Below are 17762 nucleotides of genomic sequence, written 5' to 3' on the forward strand. Positions count from 1 at the left end.
TCGCCACCGCTTTCACAAGCAAGCTCACACCCCCGCTTGCCAAACCCAACGGCGTGCCGATATTGTCAGCATCATGAATCTCCCAAAGATCACCTCGACCACCACGACCACGACCGCCCAGGCGGGTCGTGAGGTGTCGTGAGCGAATAACACACGTATCTCAAAGGCCCGCCAGTCGATGGTAAGGGCCTTTTCTTTTGCCCTTGCGTCGCTGGCCCAAACGCAAGGAAAGCACGATGCACGCACTGTTGATTCTCGATATGCAAGTTGGGTTGTTTCACGGCCCGGATAAACCTTGGGCAGGTGAAGCGCTGCTGGATACGTTAAATGCCCTGTTGACCAAGGCTCGCAGCGCCGGTGCCCCTGTCTTCCTGGCTCGCCATGTCGGTCCGCCTGGCTCGCCTATCGAGCCGGGAAGTCCACTGACGCAACTGCTGCCGCAATTGCGGCTGGCAGGCAACGAGGTGATCTTCGAAAAAACCCGTCCCAATGCGTTTGCCATGACCGGTTTGGCCGAGCAGTTGAAGGCCTGTGGCGCAGGAGGCGTGGTGATTGCAGGCATGAAAACCCAGTATTGTGTCGACAGCACGTGCCGTGCCGCCCGGGACCTGGGCTTCGATGCCGTGCTGATCGCCAATGGTCACACATGCGCCGACACGCTGGACGTGAAGGCGCCAGTGATCATCGCCCATCACAACACAACGCTGGCCGGGCCCTTTTGCCGGGTCATCAGCGCCGAGGATTGGGATTTTTAATTCCATATCAGAACATCGGCCCAGGTTGGGCCGATCCTGCTCAAACCAAAGGAGTGATCTACATGGACGTCTGCAATCGGCAGCAACCCTCTGAATGCGTCAACATGGAGGACATCCGAGGCGAAATCGATGCCCTCGATCAGGCAATCATCAAACTGCTGGGCAAACGTTTTCAATACGTACTCGCGGCCTCGAAGTTCAAGACGTCGGCGACGTCGGTACGGGCACCGGAGCGTTTCAAGGCGATGCTGGCGACACGGCGGGAATGGGCCGAGGCCGAGGGCCTGAGTCCGGACGCCATCGAGAAGATGTACAGCGACCTGGTGAATCATTTCATTGCCGAAGAAATGAAACACTGGGCAGCTCATCCATCCCGGAACTGATTTTTCAATAACTGAAATGCACACAGCCCCGGTCGGTTCCCTTCGTCATTGACGAGGGCGCCGGCCGGGGCTGTGCGCAGGTTCTACAGCATTTCCTTACTAAGCCGCTTCTGCAAACTCCATCAATGCCGCCAATACCAACGGGTGCAGGACAGCGTCGGGATGTTTCGTTTGCCAGGCCATCAAGTCGCGACACATGGTCGGCGTCCAGAAGTTCTTGATGTGCTGGTATACACCACGCACCGCCACCGCGTGGTCCGGCTCAGTGGCAAAATACTGGCCGATCTGGTTAGCCATCTTGATCAGGCTTTCAGAGCTCATCGACGAACCTCCGCTTTCTCGGCATGGCGACGTTCCCTCAGCAGGCGCCCTTGTTCATCACTGAACGCCTGGTAACGCTTCTGCCATTCCGAAGGCTGGCTGACCCGCACGATCTCCACCGCCGTGACCTTGTATTCCGGGCAGTTGGTGGCCCAGTCGGAGTTGTCGGTGGTAATCACGTTGGCGCCCGATTCCGGGAAGTGGAACGTGGTGTAGACCACGCCCGGTGCCACGCGCTCGGTCACCCTGGCGCGCAGTACCGTTTGCCCGGCACGGCTGCCGATGCCGACCCAGTCTTCATCGACGATCCCGCGGTTCTCGGCATCGGTTGGATGGATTTCCAGACGGTCCTCCTCGTGCCAGGCCACGTTTTCGGTACGCCGGGTCTGGGCGCCGACGTTGTACTGGCTGAGGATGCGGCCGGTGGTCAGCAGCAGCGGATAACGGTTGTTGACCTTCTCCTCGGTGGGCACGTAGCCGGTGAGCATGAAGCGGCCCTTGCCGCGCACGAACTGCTCGATGTGCATGGTCGGCGTGCCGTCCGGCGCGGCATCGTTGCACGGCCATTGCAGGCTGCCGTGGCGCTCCAGTTCGGCGTAGCTGACGCGGGTGAACGTCGGCGTCAGGCGGGCGATTTCATCCATGATTTCCGAAGGATGGTTGTAGTGCATCTTGTAGCCCAGGGCGTCGGCCAGGGCGATGGTGGCTTCCCAGTCGGCCTTGCCGGCCAACGGGTCCATCACCTTGCGAACGCGGGAGATGCGGCGTTCGGCGTTGGTAAAGGTGCCGTCCTTCTCGAGGAACGAGCTGCCCGGCAGGAACACGTGGGCGAACTTGGCCGTCTCGTTGAGGAAGATGTCCTGGACGATCACGCATTCCAACGCGGACAGCGCGGCCGTCACATGCTGGGTGTTGGGGTCGCTCTGGGCGATGTCTTCACCTTGGCAATAAAGCGCCTTGAAGGTGCCGTCCAGCGCCGCCTCGAACATGTTCGGGATACGCAGGCCCGGGTCGGGTTGCAGGGTCACGTTCCAGGCTTGCTCGAACTCGGCGCGCACCGCTTCGTTGGAGATGTGCCGATAACCCGGCAGTTCGTGGGGGAACGAGCCCATGTCGCAGGAGCCTTGGACATTGTTCTGTCCACGCAGCGGGTTCACCCCGACACCTTCGCGACCGATGTTGCCGGTGGCCATGGCCAGGTTGGCAATGCCCATGACCGAGGTACTGCCCTGGCTGTGCTCGGTAACGCCGAGGCCGTAGTAGATGGCCGCGTTGCCGCCAGTGGCGTAGAGCCGTGCGGCGGCGCGGATCTGCTCGGCAGGCACGCCACACACTGGGCCCAGGACCTCGGGCGAGTTTTCCGGCAGGCTGACGAAATCGCGCCAGCGGGCGAAGTCCGTCGCCTCGCAGCGAGCCTCGACAAACGGCTGGTCTATCAAGCCTTCGGTGGCAATCACATGGGCCAGCGCGTTGAGCATCGCCACGTTGGTACCCGGACGCAGTTGCAAGTGCAGCTCGGCACGGGCGTGGGGCGAATCCACCAGGTCGATGCGCCGTGGGTCGATGACGATCAGTCGTGCGCCCTGGCGCAAGCGGCGCTTGAGCTGGGAGCCGAACACCGGGTGCGCGTCGGTGGGGTTGGCGCCCATCACCATGATCACGTCGGCCTTCATCACCGAGTCGAAGTTCTGCGTGCCGGCGGACTCGCCCAGGGTCTGCTTGAGACCGTAACCGGTAGGCGAGTGGCAGACACGGGCGCAGGTGTCGACGTTGTTGTTGCCGAACGCAGTGCGCACCAGTTTCTGCACCAGGTAGGTTTCTTCGTTGGTGCAGCGGCTGGAGGTGATGCCGCCGATGGAATCGCGCCCGTACTTGAGCTGGATCCGGCGCAGTTCGCTGGCGGCGTAGGTGACCGCCTCGTCCCAGCTGACTTCCTGCCACGGGTCGTTGATGCGCTTGCGAATCATCGGTTTGGTGATGCGATCCGGGTGCGTGGCGTAGCCCCAGGCGAAGCGGCCCTTGACGCAGGAATGGCCGTGGTTGGCCTGGCCGTTCTTGTCCGGGACCATGCGCACCAGTTGCTCGCCTTTCATCTCGGCGCGGAACGAACAGCCTACGCCGCAATAGGCGCAAGTGGTGATGACGCTGCGCTCCGGCTGGCCGATCTCCACGACGCTCTTGTCGATCAGGGTCGCCGTCGGACATGCCTGTACGCAGGCGCCGCAGGACACGCATTCGGAATCGAGGAAATTGTCACCGCCGGCCGCTTCCACCCGGGAATCGAAACCGCGCCCGGTGATCGTCAGGGCGAAGGTGCCCTGGATTTCCTCACAGGCGCGCACGCAGCGGCTGCAGACGATGCACTTGCTCGGGTCATAGTCGAAATACGGGTTGGAAACGTCCTTGGCCTCGGCCAAATGGTTGGCGCCTTCGTAGCCATAGCGCACTTCGCGCAGGCCCACCTGCCCCGCCACGGTCTGCAACTCGCAGTTGCCATTGGCCGAACAGGTCAGGCAATCCAGCGGGTGGTCGGAAATGTACAGCTCCATCACGTTGCGCCGCAGCGTGGCGAGCTTGGAGGTTTGCGTGCGCACCACCATGCCCTCCGTTACCGGCGTGGTGCAGGACGCGGGATAGCCGCGCATGCCGTCGATTTCCACCAGGCACATGCGGCAGGAGCCGAAGGCTTCCAGGCTGTCGGTGGCGCAGAGCTTGGGTATGGTGGTGCCGAGCATGGCTGCGGCGCGCATGACCGAGGTGCCGGCGGCGACGCTGATTTCGCGTCCGTCGATGGTCAGGCTGACCTGCACGTCGCTGTCACGCGCCGGGGTGCCCAGGTCGATATCGGTGCTGGGATCGAAAATGGTGATCATTGGTCAGCCTCCGTGGTCGCCAGACCGAAGTCGGCGGGGAAATGCTTGAGGGCGCTGGCGACAGGGTAGGACGTCATCCCACCGAGGGCACAGAGCGAACCGTATTGCAGGGTGTCGCACAGGTCCTGCAACAGCAGGGCCTGTTCCTGGCGGTCACCGGCTTCGGTGCTGGCGATCAAGCGGTCCACCACTTCCACCCCACGGGTAGAGCCTATCCGGCACGGCGTGCACTTGCCGCAGGATTCCTCGGCGCAGAACTGCAAGGCGAACCGGGCCATCTGGGCCATGTCCAGGCTGTCGTCGGCGACCACCACACCGCCGTGGCCGAGCATCGCGCCCATGGCGGCGAACGCTTCGTAGTCCAGCGGCGTATCAAATTGCGAAGGCGGCACCCAGGCGCCCAACGGCCCGCCCACTTGCGCGGCCTTCAGCGGACGACCGCTGGCGGTACCGCCGCCGTAGCCTTCCACCAACTCCCGCAGGCTCAGGCCGAAAGCGCGCTCCACCAGGCCGCCATGACGGACGTTGCCGGCCAGTTGGAACGGCATCGTGCCCAAGGAGCGGCCCATGCCGAAGTCGCGATAGAACTGCGCGCCCTTCTCCAGGATGATCGGTACTGAGGTCAGGGTCAGTACGTTATGCACCAGCGTCGGCAAGCCGAACAGGCCTTGCAGCGCCGGCAGCGGCGGCTTGGCGCGCACCGTGCCGCGCTTGCCCTCAAGGGATTCCAGCAGCGCGGTTTCCTCGCCACAGATATAGGCGCCGGCGCCGACCCGCACTTCCAGCTCGAAGGCGCGACCGCTGCCGCTCACGTTCGTGCCCAGGTAACCGGCCTCGCGAGCGATGTGCAGCGCGTCGTTCAGCGTACTGACGGCGTCCGGGTATTCCGAACGCACGTAGATGTAGCCCATGGTCGCGCCCACGGCGATGCCGGCGATGATCATGCCTTCGATCAGCAGGAAGGGGTCGCCTTCCATCAGCATGCGGTCGGCAAACGTGCCGGAGTCGCCTTCGTCGGCATTGCAGACCACGTACTTCTGCGGCCCCTGCGCGTCACGCACAGTGCGCCACTTGATGCCCGCCGGGAACGCCGCGCCGCCGCGGCCGCGCAGGCCGGAATCCAGCACGCTGGCAACCACCTCGGCGCCATCCATCTGGATCGCCCGGGCCAGGCCGAGAAATCCGCCTTGGGCACGATAGTCATCGAGGGACAAGGGCTGGGTGATGCCAGCACGGGCAAACAACAGGCGCTGCTGGCTTTTCAGATAAGGAATGTTCTCCACCAGTCCCAGGGCAGCGGGATGGCTGCCCGGATCCTGGGCCAGCGCATCGAGCAGGGCAGGCACGTCTTGGGCGGTAATCGGGCCAAAGCCCAGGCGCCCTTCGGGCGTTTCCAACTCAACCAGCGGCTCCAACCAATAGAGGCCACGGGAACTGGTCCGCAACACCTGCAACGGCAACTGTCGACGTTCAGCCTCAACGGCCAAGGCAGCCGCGACTTTGTCCGCGCCCACGGCACGGGCCACCGAATCGCGGGGGATACAGAGCGTCAGCATGCGCCCTCCTCCCTGCAGTCATTCACCAACTGACGCAGACGCTCGGGCGTGATCCGCGCATGCAACTCCCCGTCCAGTTCCAGGGCCGGCGAGCAGACGCAGGCGCCCAGGCAATAGACCGGCCGCAGGCTGATACTGCCGTCGGCGCTGGTGCCGTGATCGTCCAGCGCCAGTTGCTCGCGCAACTGCGCAGCCAGGGCTTCGGCGCCCATGCTCTTGCAGGACTCGGCCCGGCACAGGCGCAGGGTATGGCGCGCCGGCGGCGTGGTGCGGAAATCGTGGTAGAAACTGATGACCCCGCGCACTTCAGCCAGGCTGAGGTTCAGGGCGTGGGCGATCTCCGGGACGGCGCTGTCGGGGACATACCCGCAGCCTGCCTGGATGGCATGGAGAATGGGCAGCAAGGCACCGGGGGTGTCCTTTTCGCGCGCAAGCACGCTGTGGATCAAAGGCAGGTGAAGCGTCTCATCGGGCATAAACGTACCTCGGCATCTCGAACGACACCGCCGCATAGCGGCAGCCGTCCGGAGTCTTGGCTGCGGCGTCCGGCCCACGTCACGGTAGCGTGGCACATCCGATCGCCATTCTCGCTCTCCGGCCAGGTGTCTTTGGCGCACCTGGTCCGGGGCATCCTCACAGCTTGCCACTCCCGGGGGTTGGCGATTGCACATGGACGACGAAACGTGTTCTGAAAGCGACTAGACGTGAAAGTTGTCCTACGCCAGCGGGAGGTCAAATACACGAGTGATTGTAGGCGACGCACAGCGATCGGTGGCTATTGGCCGTTTTCCTGACTGCCAGCGTGGCGAGCGCTTTGCTGGATCACAACACAAGGTTACAAACACAATATATATGTATCGTTTTACAGCGTTCCATCTCGCCATCATCCAGGAGGACAACAACCTAACACCAGAAGGAACTCTGGAATGCTATGCAAACAGCTTTTTACGTACTCATTACTGCTTTTATCACTTGCAGCAAACCTCCAAGCGTTGGCAGAAGAATACTATTGGACGATTCAGCAATTCCCGGCACATCTTCAAAAACGACAGCCCTCACCCGAATTGGCTTGTAGATGGCTATATGAAGAGTACGAAGAAATCTGGAATTACACACCAGCGGTGGCAACGGAGGAGGATCACATCTGGCATTGCCACATGAGATATGGCAAGGACCCCTTAAACGACTCTTATGGCGCTGTATCCATTCTCCGCAGCGGCAACACATGCACCGAAAACCAACAATTCAATAAGTCCTCAGGCCAATGCGAGACTCAAGGCATCGACAGTGGCTGCCCCTTGAGCCTGGCGGGAAACCCAATAAATTTCGCGACAGGCTACAAAATACAAACGGAAAACGATTACTCAACTGCGCATTCACACCCAAGTGCAAATCCACTTGACTTCTCAAGATTCTACAGAAGCGTTGATGGAGCATGGCGGCACAGTTATTCATCCAGGCTCAGCTTCGAAGAAAACTTGATCACGCTTATTCACCTTGATGGAAGTCGATCGTTTTTTGAAAAAAATGGAACGTCTTATGAGGCGAGGCCACCCGAAACAGGAACACTCGTTTATCAGTCGGACCGTTGGAGCTATCACGCCCGCAATAATCGCTCACTTGAATTTGATAGCAACGGAAGGTTAACTGCGCTTATTAAAGCAGGTAGCGCGCTAAGCATTACCTATCTAGACAATATTGCGACCGTCACTGATGGCTTTGGCAACACTTTAAATTTTACCGAGGACACGTCAAAACAACCTCTTACCGTTATTGCGGGTGACGTAAGCATTAGCTACACCTATAACAATTACAAACAGCTAACCTCCATGACCAAAACCTATCCGACCCATACGGAGAATAAACAGTACATCTACGAAGACCCGAAAGACAGCAGACTGCTGACCGGCATTATTGATGAGCGCGGGGTACGTTATGCCACATGGACTTATGATGATCAAGGGCGTGCCATTACGAGTGAACACGCAGCCGGTATGGAAAAAATCTCAGTCAACTACAACCCTGATGGATCATCAACGGTAATCAACGCACTGGGTAAGAAAATCCGATATCAATTTGAATTGATTCAAGGCGTCAAACGCATCAAGTCCATTGCGGGTCTTCCATCGGCCAACTGCCCCGATAGCAACTCAAGTTTCACCTACGACACCCGCGGTCTGCTGACAACAAAGACCGACAACAACGGCAATATAACCACCTATCTCTACAACGACCGTGGCCTGGAAACCTCTCGCACGGAAGCGAGCGGTACTTCTCAAACGAGAACAATCACCACCGAATGGCACCCGACGCTGTATTCCCCAGTGCGCATCAACGAACCGGATCGTTCCATTCACTACACCTACGACACTCAAGGGCGCCAGCTCAGTAAAACAATCATTTCACGTTAATTCAGAAGGATCTGAATATGAACACATTGACATGCAAGGTTGCTCTGCTCGCCCTCGCTTTGGGCGGAGCCATTACCACCCTTACTCTTTGCCAAGCTGCCGAACGTGGCTGGTCGTTCACCTACAATACCCAGGGGCAGCTGGAGTCGTCAGATGGGCCCCGAACAGATGTCAGTGACATTACCCGCTACGCTTACGATGCCAAAGGACACCTGGCACGCATTATCAACGCGCTCGGACACACCACCACATTTTCCAACTTTGACGCCGCCGGCAGCCCTAAGACAGTGGTCGATTCCAATGGTGTTATTACAAACCTGACCTATGCACCACAAGGCTGGGTGAGGTCGTTGAGTACCGCTACCGGCACTGTTCGCCTTGAGCACAATGCCGTGGGCGACATCACCAAGATCATTCGTGCAGACAATAGCTGGTCGACTTACACATGGGACGACGCAAGGCGGCTCATCCGAGTGACCAATAACGCAGGGGGACAGATCGAATTTGATCTCGACCCGATGGGGAACCGGACCGCGGTACGGATCCAGGACAAGACCGGTAAGCTGACCAAACAACATCAATGGGTGTACGACGAACTGGGTCGTTTGCTGCGCTCAGTGGGTGCGGCCGGCCAGACAAGCCAGACACAGTACGACCTCAACGATAATCCGATCGCGCTGACCAATCCCCGCAATCACAGTCACCAACGGGCCTTTGATTCACTGAACCGATTGGTGACGCATACTGACCCGCTTAATGGCATCACTCAACTTGAGTACGACGTTCAAGATAACCTCACCCACGTCCGCGACCCACGTGGTGTAACCACTCAATATCAGTACGACGGCCTGGGAAACCTGACGCGGGTGAACAGCCCTGACAGCGGCGCCACTGACTATCAGTACGATGCCGCAGGCAACGTAACGCAACAGGTGGACGCGCGTGGTGTGGTCACGACTTTTACCTACGACGCGCTCAATCGCCTGACCGCCCGCCGCTATCCAACGAACCCGGCACTGGACGTTCAGTTCCACTACGATTCGATTGCCGCTGGTAACAAAGGCATCGGCCGACTGACAGCCGTGGAGGACGCCAACGGGGTGTTGAATTACACCTACGACGCCCAAGGCAACGTTACAGCCCAGCGGCAAACAGCGCCTGCAAATACAACGACTCAGCCAGAACAGATCGGCTATGGATACGATGTCGCCAATCGGTTGAGCAGGATCGATTATCCAACAGGTTTCAGCATCGTCTACTCGCGCAACACCACAGGACAAATCAGCCATGTGCAGGTCCGGCGCGGCACGGGGCAGCCGACCGCGTTCGCCAGCAATATCACGTATCAACCTTTCGGTCCGCTTAAAAGCCTGACCTGGGCCAACGGGACTACGCTTCAACGTACCTACGATCTGGACTACCGGCTGACCGCTCAAACCGTTGCAGGCCAGAGCAAGACCTACACCTATGATGCCCATGGAAATATCACCCAAATGCAGCGCAGTTCACTTGGCAACCTTGATTACAGCTATGACGCGCTGGATCGCCTGACAGAAGAAACCACCCCTTCCCAACGGCAGACCTATGTTTATGACGCGGCAGGCAACCGCACCCACAAAGCGCTCGATTTCCTGGTGGATGGCGAGGTGTATGCCACCGCAAATACATTTTATCAGTATGGCGCCAGCAGCAATCGGTCGATGCAAATAGGCCTTCATTCGGTGGACACCGATGCGGCGGGCAACCTGATCGAAGAGCGCACCAATGGTGCCAGCCGGCAGTTTTCGTATGACGAACAGAACCGCTTGAGCAACGTGAAAATCGATGGGGTCATCAAGGCTCAGTTCCGCTACAACGCTTTCGGCCAGCGCACGCAGAAAATTACACCGCAACGCACCACGACGTTCGTGTATGGGCTGAGTGGAGAGCTAATAGGCGAAACGCTGTTTGATAACCAAGGCAAGAAACTGACGAGTCAGTTTTACATCTGGCTCGAAGGGATGCCCTTGGGTGGAATCAGTGTGACCTACAGCGCAAACGGCGCACCTGCAAATAGTACCGTGTTCTATCTCCATAGCGATCACCTCAATACACCGCGCAGCGCAACGAACGCGGCACGGGAAAAGATATGGGGGTGGGATTCCCCCGCGTTCGGTACGAGTGAAGCAAGCGGCCCGTTGACAATCAACCTGCGCTTTCCCGGGCAGTACTACGATGTTGAGACTGGATTTCACTACAACTATTTTCGGGATTACGACCCGGAGACTGGTCGCTATGTGCAGAGTGATCCGATTGGGCTCAATGGTGGCCTTAATACCTATGGGTACGTAGGGGGAAACCCAATTTCTAAGTTTGACTTCTGGGGGTTAGCCGCTACCTTTCCTGGAGTTGGCGGCATGAATGGAGTTCAGCTTGGTCAATACGCCCAAGCACAAGCAGCAATAAATTCTCCAGCAGTCTTGGCAGCTCTTCTTAGGCCAACTTCGGATCCTATTATATACGTCTGGGGGGCAGCAGGAGCAGTTGGTGACTTTGGTCGAAACTACAACGACATGAGGGATGCGAACACTATAGGTGCAGATAAATACTTCCACTGCAAAGCAAACTGCGAAGCAGGCCAGCGAGGTCAAGGGGGATCGAACATGGCATGCTTTATAAGTAATGCACGGGAGTGGACAGATCAGAACATAAAAGGCGATCCTGCAACTGCATCCGCAGCCGATCAAATTGCCAACAAACACGGAAGAACAAGAGGACTCTATAATCCCGCACAAAGCTGCGGTGCTTTATGCTCCCTTTTCAGACCCGGCGGACTTGAGGATAGATATTAAACAGATGAAAAAACTCATATTACTTCTCCTACTTATTACTCAAACAGGTTGCGAGCAGATTGAAATAGACAGATGTTTGGATGGAGGCGGCCGTTGGAACCATGAAAAAAGCCGCTGCGAGCATAAGTAACAATTAAAACTAGTGATCGAGCTCAACAGCGCTTACAACTCCCATGTGTTACGGTTTAAACAATCCGTAACACACCCTCACAACCAATATGAAATACCTTATCTGCCAGAACAAATTGCGGACCTGATTGAAAAAATCATCTTCCGGATAGTAAAGCCGTATGTCCCATACGCGCTCAAGAGCAACAACCCCCTGAAAACCGTCCCTAAAACTGCATGACCTTTCTTAACAATAGAATTTTAAGGACAGACGCAAGCTCTGACGATGCATACTATTAACGCCATTCTCAAACTGCCGAAAACATCAGCAACACTAATTGCTCTGATGTCTGTGGCTTCTGCTGCCATCGTGCTCAGATACCAAGAACCTGTGAGTATTGAACGTATTTGCGAGGAGTCGCCACCCCTGCTAATAAATAATTTCAACAGCTGCGGCCATATTGATCAGACCTTGAGCTCCCTTGAGGCGCAAGGCTACAAGCCTACAACTTTAGAAAGCTTAGAAAAAAACAGTGGTCTTCTGCGGAAAAAATTCTCCTTAAAAATATTTGAAGTACCCTACTACAAAATAGACAGCAACACCGGCACTGCGCAATTCGGCTTTATAAATGGACGATTATTTTCCATATCCTACTTTCCGAAAGCATCAGACACCGTATTCGAAAAACACCCAGCAAATAAATCCGGGACACTGACTGTAAAACACCTGAGCAGTCGCCAAGGTTTGAAATACATATCATGGTCAAATAATTACCTTGAAACCTATATCACTTGGTGGATATCGAGATTCTCATAAGGGCTAGCATATGAGTTACTAAACGTTACGACTATGACTACTTGAAAGTCGTATCCGCGAATCAACGTTTGCCTGAACTAGTAGACATGCGTTGGATCCGCTTATTTGAACCATCGCTCGCCCTTAATCGGCTTGGCGCAACGCATTGGCAACCAATGTAAACGCAGGCGAAGGTTGCCGTCGGCTGGGGTAGTACAAATAGTAGCCTGAAAATGGCGGACACCAATCTCCCAGCACGCGCACCAGTCGCCCCTCTTGAAGATGAGGTTCAAACTCCTCTTCTGGCAGATAGGCAACGCCCAGCCCAGCGACTGCCGCCTGCACGATATGAGTCGACGTGTTGAAAATGAGTTGGCCGTCCACTCGTACGTTCACCTGCTTGCCCCGTCGCTCGAAATCCCAGACATAGAGCCCGCCCGACGTCGGCATGCGCTGATTGACGCAACGATGATTCATCAGGTCGCGCGGATGCCCGGGAACGGCACGATTGGCAAAGTACGCTGGCGAAGCCACGGCAGCCATCCGCAACGCAGGGCCGATCGGGACCGCGATCATGTCCTTGTCGATGGTATCGCCCAGGCGCACGCCCGCATCAAAACGATCCGCCACGATGTCCCGAAATCCGTAGCAGACGTCGAACTCGACATTGATATCCGGGTAATCGTGCAGCAGCCCGGTCAGTTTGGGCAGCAAGGTCGTGCGCAGGACATGATCGCCGCAGGTGATGCGCACAGTGCCCGCGGGCTTGTCGCGCATTTCCGTGAGCCTATCCAGCTCGGCTTCTATTTCATCGAAGCGATTACCGATGGCGTGCAACAGCCGTTCGCCCGCAAGGGTCGGCGAAACGCTGCGGGTGGTCCGCGTCAGCAAGCGGATCTGCAAGCGTGCTTCCAGCCCACTGATTGCCTGGCTCAGCGCCGATTGGGTGACGCCCAGCGCGCCGGCAGCTCGCGTGAAGCTGCCTTCGCGCGCCACCGTGACGAAAGACAGCAGATCGTTGAGGTTTCTTTTGACCATGGCAGCAGCACTTCAAGCAGATTGATTAGCCATGCTTATAGCCTTGTTAAGCATTCATTAGCTAGTCGCATCACTGTTCCCAAGTCACCATGAACCCTATGAACAGAAACCCATGCACAACTGCGATGCGATCGGCCCGGCGTGGTTTGCTGGCGGTAATGCTCGTGTTTGGCGGCTACGCCACGATGAGTGGTGCCGCGTCGGCGCCCTCGAAAACGGAGAACAGGGTGATGTGGATGACCGTCGGCGAACAGCGCTTCGCCATCACCTTGGCCGACAACGCGGCCACCCGCGCGTTTGTCACGTTGTTGCCGCTGACGGTGGCGATGAGCGATCTCAACCGTAACGAGAAATACGCCACCCTTCCCCAAGCGCTACCTGCCGAAGCCAGCAAGCCGGGAACGATCCGCAACGGCGACTTGATGCTGTACGGCACGGACACCCTGGTCGTCTTTTATACGAACTTCAACTCGACCTACGCCTACACCCGCCTTGGGCAAGTGGACGACACCGCGAAGTTGGCTCAAGCGCTGGGCCGACGAGATGTGCAAGTGAGCTTTTCCCAACACTGATGACGCCCCATCGACAGGATTTCCCATGAAAAAAATCATCGTTTTACTCACCCTTCTTGTCACTTCGCTCACAGCAATAGGAGCCGATATGTCCAACGGCGCAGATAATTTTTATACCAGCGATGACGTGACCGTGCAGAAGGTCAACTTCAAGAACCAATATCAAATGACCGTGGCAGGTAACCTGTTCATGCCGAAAAAACTCAATGGCAAGACCCGAAGTCCGGCGATTGTCGTCGGCCACCCGATGGGTGCGGTCAAGGAGCAGAGCGCCAACCTCTATGCCACGAAAATGGCGGAAAAAGGCTTCGTGACCCTTTCCCTGGACTTGTCGTTCTGGGGCGAAAGCGAGGGGCGGCCGCGTAATGCCGTCTCGCCAGATATCTATGCCGAGGACTTCAGTGCCGCGGTGGACTTTCTCAGCGCCCAGCCTTTCGTCGACAAGGAGCGGATTGGCGCGATCGGCATCTGTGGCAGTGGCAGCTTCGTGATCAGCGCAGCCAAGATCGACCCGCGCATGAAGGCCATCGCCACAGTGAGCATGTACGACATGGGCGGCGTCAATCGCAACGGGTTGAAGCATTCCCAAACGCTCGAACAGCGCCGGGCGATCATCGCCCAAGCCACACAGCAGCGTAACGTCGAGTTCGCCGGCGGTGAAACGCTTTATACCAGCGGTACGGTGCACCAGTTGGACGCCAACACTCATCCTATCCAACGTGAATTCTATGACTTTTACCGCACCCCGCGCGGCGAGTTCACGCCATCCAACTCGTCGAAAGACCTGACCACGCACCCGACGCTGACCAGCAACATCAAGTTCATGAACTTCTACCCGCTCAATGACATCGAGACCATTTCACCGCATCCGATGTTGTTCATTGCAGGGGCCGATGCGCACTCCCGGGAATTCAGCGAGGAGGCATATAAGCTCGCCGGTCAGCCCAAGGAACTGGTCATCATTCCCGGAGCTGGCCATGTCGATCTTTATGATCGGGTCGAGCTCATTCCTTTCGATAAGCTGACAACCTTCTTCCAGAGCAATCTGAAGTAATATCTGGCCCAGTCGAGAGACCTATCGATTTACCCCCGCTTAAGCTTCCTGAACGCCTGTGGCTCCCAAACTCGCATCGCCAGCAACAGCGCAGTCCCACGTTTTTCGGACAGCGGCGCGGCCAACGATTCGTTGTGAAGCGCCGCCAGTTTGCTGCGCAACTTGTGGATGTCGACTTGCAACTGGGCGTAAGCGGGCTTCGTCAACATGCCATGGGCAAAGTGCAGGGTTTCATCGGGGACGTCGAATCGGCTCGCCATGAAATCCGGCAAACCCTGCCGCAGGAAAAACCCTCGGATAGGACCGTCCGGCAGCCAATCGAAATCCCGCGCGACCAGCAACCTGATGCGATTTCCCGGTTTCAGATCCGCCAGGCCCATCCGTTCCAGCACCAACAAATGCTTGATGCACTCGGCTTTTGACACGCAGTAGGCGGACACGATGTCTTCCAGCGACCAGTGATTCAGCGCACACACCGCCACCAGCAACAACTTTTCGTCTGAGACCAGTTGCGTTTCCTGTTCAAGCGTCAACATGTGCAGGCGTGGGGTCGTTCGCTCTGCCTCCTGAAGCAATTCCGCCATCGTCATGCCCAGCAACTCACAAAACTGTGCAAGGCGTTCGACCGTCAAGCGACCACTGGCCAGCAGACGCTTTACGCTGGGCTCCGACAGGTCGAGCGCTTGAGCAACATCGCGATAGGTCATGCCAGCGGCCTTGAGATGCTGTTTCAGGGTGGCGATGAGTTGGGCAATCTGGGTCATAAGTATTGAAATCCGATGCTGTTGGTATCAGCTTAGCGAATTACCCACGAATAAGTTGCGAATTCCGCCACCCTCTCCCCATGCTTGAAACTCAAAAAAGCCGAGAGGTCAGCATGTTCAGCAAAAACGCAGCACACAATTCTCCAACATCAGGCGCGCCCTCCATGGGCGACCTGCAGATTGGCGATATGGTGTTCATCCGGGTCACCGCGCGGCCCTTCCTGGAGGTCGCCAACGCGACGAATTCGTGGACGAATCATGTGGGCGTGGTGGTCGACAACCGCGGCGATGAGCCGGTGATTGCGGAAAGCACGTTTCCGTTTTCGCGCACCACCTCGCTCAGCCGATTTCTCAAGCGCTCCGAGCATGAATGCTGCACAGTGGCGAGGCTCACGCGACCTCTCACCGACACGCAACGCGCGGCACTTCAGAACGCCGCGGATCATCGGCTGGGTACGCTCTATGACACGGGCTTCAACATAAGCTCGCGGCGCCAGTTCTGCTCTCGTTTCGTTCGTGAGGTCATCGATGAAGCAACTAATGTTCAGCTCGGTGAAGTGGAGACGTTCGCGACCTTGCTGCAAGATAATGCCAATCCGAACCTGGCGTTCTGGCGGCTGTGGTATTTCGGCCGAATTCCTTGGCAACGTCGTACCGTCACACCGGCCAGCCTGCTTCGAAGTCCGGACGTGCGGGTCATTTTCGATTCCCAACTGAGTGACACCGCATGACCAACGATGCGCAAGCGCTTCCCCCTTCAAGATCATTGCCCTGCCTCACCCGGCGCAGCCTGCTTCAGGCTGGCACGGCCGGGATTGCCTTCGGCGTGCTGTCCCCCTGGTCGTGCTGGGCAGCCTCTTCGGGCGTCCTGGTTAACGACGTGACACTGCTCAACCCAGTCTGGGTGAATCGTCTGCTGGCTCCGCGCACCACCGATGAGATCCGCCAGGCGTTGGTCCTGTGGGCAGGCCCTGTAAGCATCGGGGGTGGCCGCTATAGCATGGGCGGACAGATTGCCAGCGAAGACAGCCTGCACCTCGATATGCGTCAGTTCAATCAGGTCATCCACTATTCGCCTGAGAACAAGGTCATACGCGTGCAATCAGGGATGCGCTGGCGCGACCTCCAGACCGTCATCGACCCGGACGATCTGTCGGTGAAGATCATGCAGAGCTATGCCAACTTCACCGTCGGCGGTGCGCTGTCAGTCAATGCTCATGGGCGTTACGTCGGCGCCGGGCCGATGAGCAACTCGGTACGCGCCCTGCAACTGGTGCTCGCTGACGGTTCCGTCATGGAAGCGTCCCGCACCGTGAATACCGATCTGTTTCACGCGGCCATCGGTGGTTATGGCGCGCTGGGGATCATTACCGAGATCGAACTGGACCTGGCAACAAACGTCACGATGGAACGCCAGGTCCAGCACATGCCGGTTGCCGATTACCCCCAGTTCTTCAATGACCAGATCCGCGGAAACGACCAGGCGATCCTGCACAATGCGGATCTGGCGCCGCCCCACTTTGACCAAGCCACCGCCATCACCTGGAGCGCCACGGAAAAAGCACTGACCGTCGAGGACCGGCTGGTCGCACCGGGGCAATCGTACACGCTCGATCAGACCATCATGTGGGGCGTGGCCAGACTCCCCGGCGGCCCGTTGATTCGCAAGGATGTGGTCGATCCATTGCGCTACCTCAGCCACCCGGTGGTACGCCGCAACTACGAGGCCAGCAGGGACGTCGCCTCCCTCGGACCGATTGCTACACGAAACAGCACCTACGCCTTGCAGGAATATTTCGTACCGGTAGCTCACCTCAACGCGTTTGTAATGAAGATGGCCGATCTACTGAAGGCCCATGATGTCGATGCCGTAAACATCTCCATCCGCCACGCGCCACCCGCGCCTGACTCGTGTCTGTCCTGGGCCCGGGAGGAAGTCTTTTCATTCGTACTTTATTACTGGCAATACGTTGGCGTGGCCGACCGCGAAAAGGTCGGCGTATGGACGCGCGAACTGATCGAACTTGCGCTGGCGTTTGGGGGCACCTATTACCTGCCTTATCAGCTGCATGCGACTCGACAACAGTTCACGCGTGCCTATCCCGGCGCGCAACGGCTGTTCGCACTCAAGGCGCGGTTCGATCCGCAGAAGCGATTCCGGAACAAGCTTTGGGATAAGTATTACGTGGGATAGCGCGGACGACGGGGCCAGTCCACTGAAAATGCGCACCGCGGAAACGGCAATCCGCTTGGTGATCCCGAATGACTCGATCATTGTCGAGCGTCGCGTGAAGCCCGTT

General features: G+C 57.7%; 15 protein-coding genes. 9 read left to right on the plus strand and 6 right to left on the minus strand.

Annotated elements, in window-relative coordinates:
• Nucleotides 1–236: 236 nt before the first annotated feature.
• Together J3P85_RS15820 and J3P85_RS15825 are read left to right on the plus strand one after the other, a co-directional pair.
• Nucleotides 237–755, plus strand: coding sequence for a cysteine hydrolase family protein (locus J3P85_RS15820; RefSeq protein ID WP_434702323.1), 519 nt, complete (start codon nt 237–239; stop codon nt 753–755).
• 62 nt (nt 756–817) lie between these two features.
• Entirely contained in the window at nt 818–1138 is a 321-nt protein-coding gene (locus J3P85_RS15825) for an isochorismate lyase (protein ID WP_434702324.1), read from the plus strand.
• A 99-nt stretch (nt 1139–1237) separates the two neighbouring features.
• Here the strand turns inward: J3P85_RS15825 and J3P85_RS15830 are convergent, their stop codons facing one another.
• From J3P85_RS15830 to J3P85_RS15845, 4 genes are read right to left on the minus strand one after another with little or no spacing between them, the layout of a single operon-like run.
• The gene (locus J3P85_RS15830) at nt 1238–1459 is read right to left on the minus strand and encodes a formate dehydrogenase subunit delta (RefSeq protein WP_434702325.1); all 222 of its coding nucleotides are present in this window, start codon (nt 1457–1459) and stop codon (nt 1238–1240) included.
• On the minus strand, nt 1456–4332 hold the full coding sequence (fdhF, locus tag J3P85_RS15835) for a formate dehydrogenase subunit alpha (RefSeq protein WP_434702327.1): 2877 nt from the start codon (nt 4330–4332) through the stop codon (nt 1456–1458). The genes J3P85_RS15830 and fdhF overlap by 4 nt, the downstream gene beginning before the upstream one ends.
• Complete coding sequence (locus J3P85_RS15840; protein WP_434702328.1) at nt 4329–5888, minus strand: formate dehydrogenase beta subunit; 1560 nt, start codon at nt 5886–5888, stop codon at nt 4329–4331. The genes fdhF and J3P85_RS15840 overlap by 4 nt, the downstream gene beginning before the upstream one ends.
• Nucleotides 5882–6364, minus strand: a complete 483-nt coding sequence (locus J3P85_RS15845; protein ID WP_092441683.1) for a formate dehydrogenase subunit gamma — start codon at nt 6362–6364, stop codon at nt 5882–5884. The genes J3P85_RS15840 and J3P85_RS15845 overlap by 7 nt, the downstream gene beginning before the upstream one ends.
• A 450-nt stretch (nt 6365–6814) precedes the next feature.
• Here J3P85_RS15845 and J3P85_RS15850 point away from each other — a divergent pair, with 450 nt between their 5' ends.
• The 3 genes from J3P85_RS15850 (at nt 6815) to J3P85_RS15860 (ending at nt 12055) form a co-directional block, all read left to right on the plus strand.
• The gene (locus J3P85_RS15850; RefSeq protein WP_434702330.1) at nt 6815–8299 is read left to right on the plus strand and encodes an RHS repeat domain-containing protein; all 1485 of its coding nucleotides are present in this window, start codon (nt 6815–6817) and stop codon (nt 8297–8299) included.
• Between the two features lie 17 nt (nt 8300–8316).
• Nucleotides 8317–11130 (plus strand): RHS repeat-associated core domain-containing protein, encoded by a 2814-nt coding sequence (locus tag J3P85_RS15855; protein ID WP_434702331.1) that lies wholly within the window; start codon nt 8317–8319, stop codon nt 11128–11130.
• Between the two features lie 394 nt (nt 11131–11524).
• Entirely contained in the window at nt 11525–12055 is a 531-nt protein-coding gene (locus J3P85_RS15860) for a hypothetical protein (protein WP_434702334.1), read from the plus strand.
• 123 nt (nt 12056–12178) lie between these two features.
• On the opposite strand, the gene J3P85_RS15865 is transcribed toward J3P85_RS15860, so the two are convergent.
• A complete protein-coding gene (locus J3P85_RS15865) occupies nt 12179–13072 on the minus strand; it encodes a LysR family transcriptional regulator (RefSeq protein ID WP_434702336.1) in 894 nt (297 codons plus the stop codon).
• 125 nt (nt 13073–13197) lie between these two features.
• Here J3P85_RS15865 and J3P85_RS15870 point away from each other — a divergent pair, with 125 nt between their 5' ends.
• Together J3P85_RS15870 and J3P85_RS15875 are read left to right on the plus strand one after the other, a co-directional pair.
• The gene (locus J3P85_RS15870) at nt 13198–13644 is read left to right on the plus strand and encodes a cyclophilin-like fold protein (RefSeq protein WP_434702337.1); all 447 of its coding nucleotides are present in this window, start codon (nt 13198–13200) and stop codon (nt 13642–13644) included.
• A gap of 25 nt (nt 13645–13669) precedes the next feature.
• A complete protein-coding gene (locus J3P85_RS15875) occupies nt 13670–14698 on the plus strand; it encodes an alpha/beta hydrolase (RefSeq protein WP_434702338.1) in 1029 nt (342 codons plus the stop codon).
• 29 nt (nt 14699–14727) lie between these two features.
• Here the strand turns inward: J3P85_RS15875 and J3P85_RS15880 are convergent, their stop codons facing one another.
• Nucleotides 14728–15462: a helix-turn-helix domain-containing protein gene (locus J3P85_RS15880; RefSeq protein WP_434702339.1), complete on the minus strand. Its 735-nt coding sequence runs from the start codon at nt 15460–15462 to the stop codon at nt 14728–14730.
• Nucleotides 15463–15575: 113 nt separating this feature from the next.
• Between J3P85_RS15880 and J3P85_RS15885 the strand changes: the two genes are divergently transcribed.
• Complete coding sequence (locus J3P85_RS15885; RefSeq protein ID WP_434702341.1) at nt 15576–16193, plus strand: YebB family permuted papain-like enzyme; 618 nt, start codon at nt 15576–15578, stop codon at nt 16191–16193.
• Between the two features lie 149 nt (nt 16194–16342).
• Nucleotides 16343–17656 carry an FAD-binding oxidoreductase gene (locus tag J3P85_RS15890; protein ID WP_434702343.1) on the plus strand — a complete coding sequence of 438 codons (1314 nt, stop codon included), beginning with the start codon at nt 16343–16345 and terminating at the stop codon, nt 17654–17656.
• Nucleotides 17657–17762 lie beyond the last annotated feature (106 nt).

This window comes from Pseudomonas sp. Z1-12 (assembly GCF_051132015.1).
GTDB classification, from domain to species: Bacteria; Pseudomonadota; Gammaproteobacteria; order Pseudomonadales; family Pseudomonadaceae; genus Aquipseudomonas; species Aquipseudomonas zanjanensis.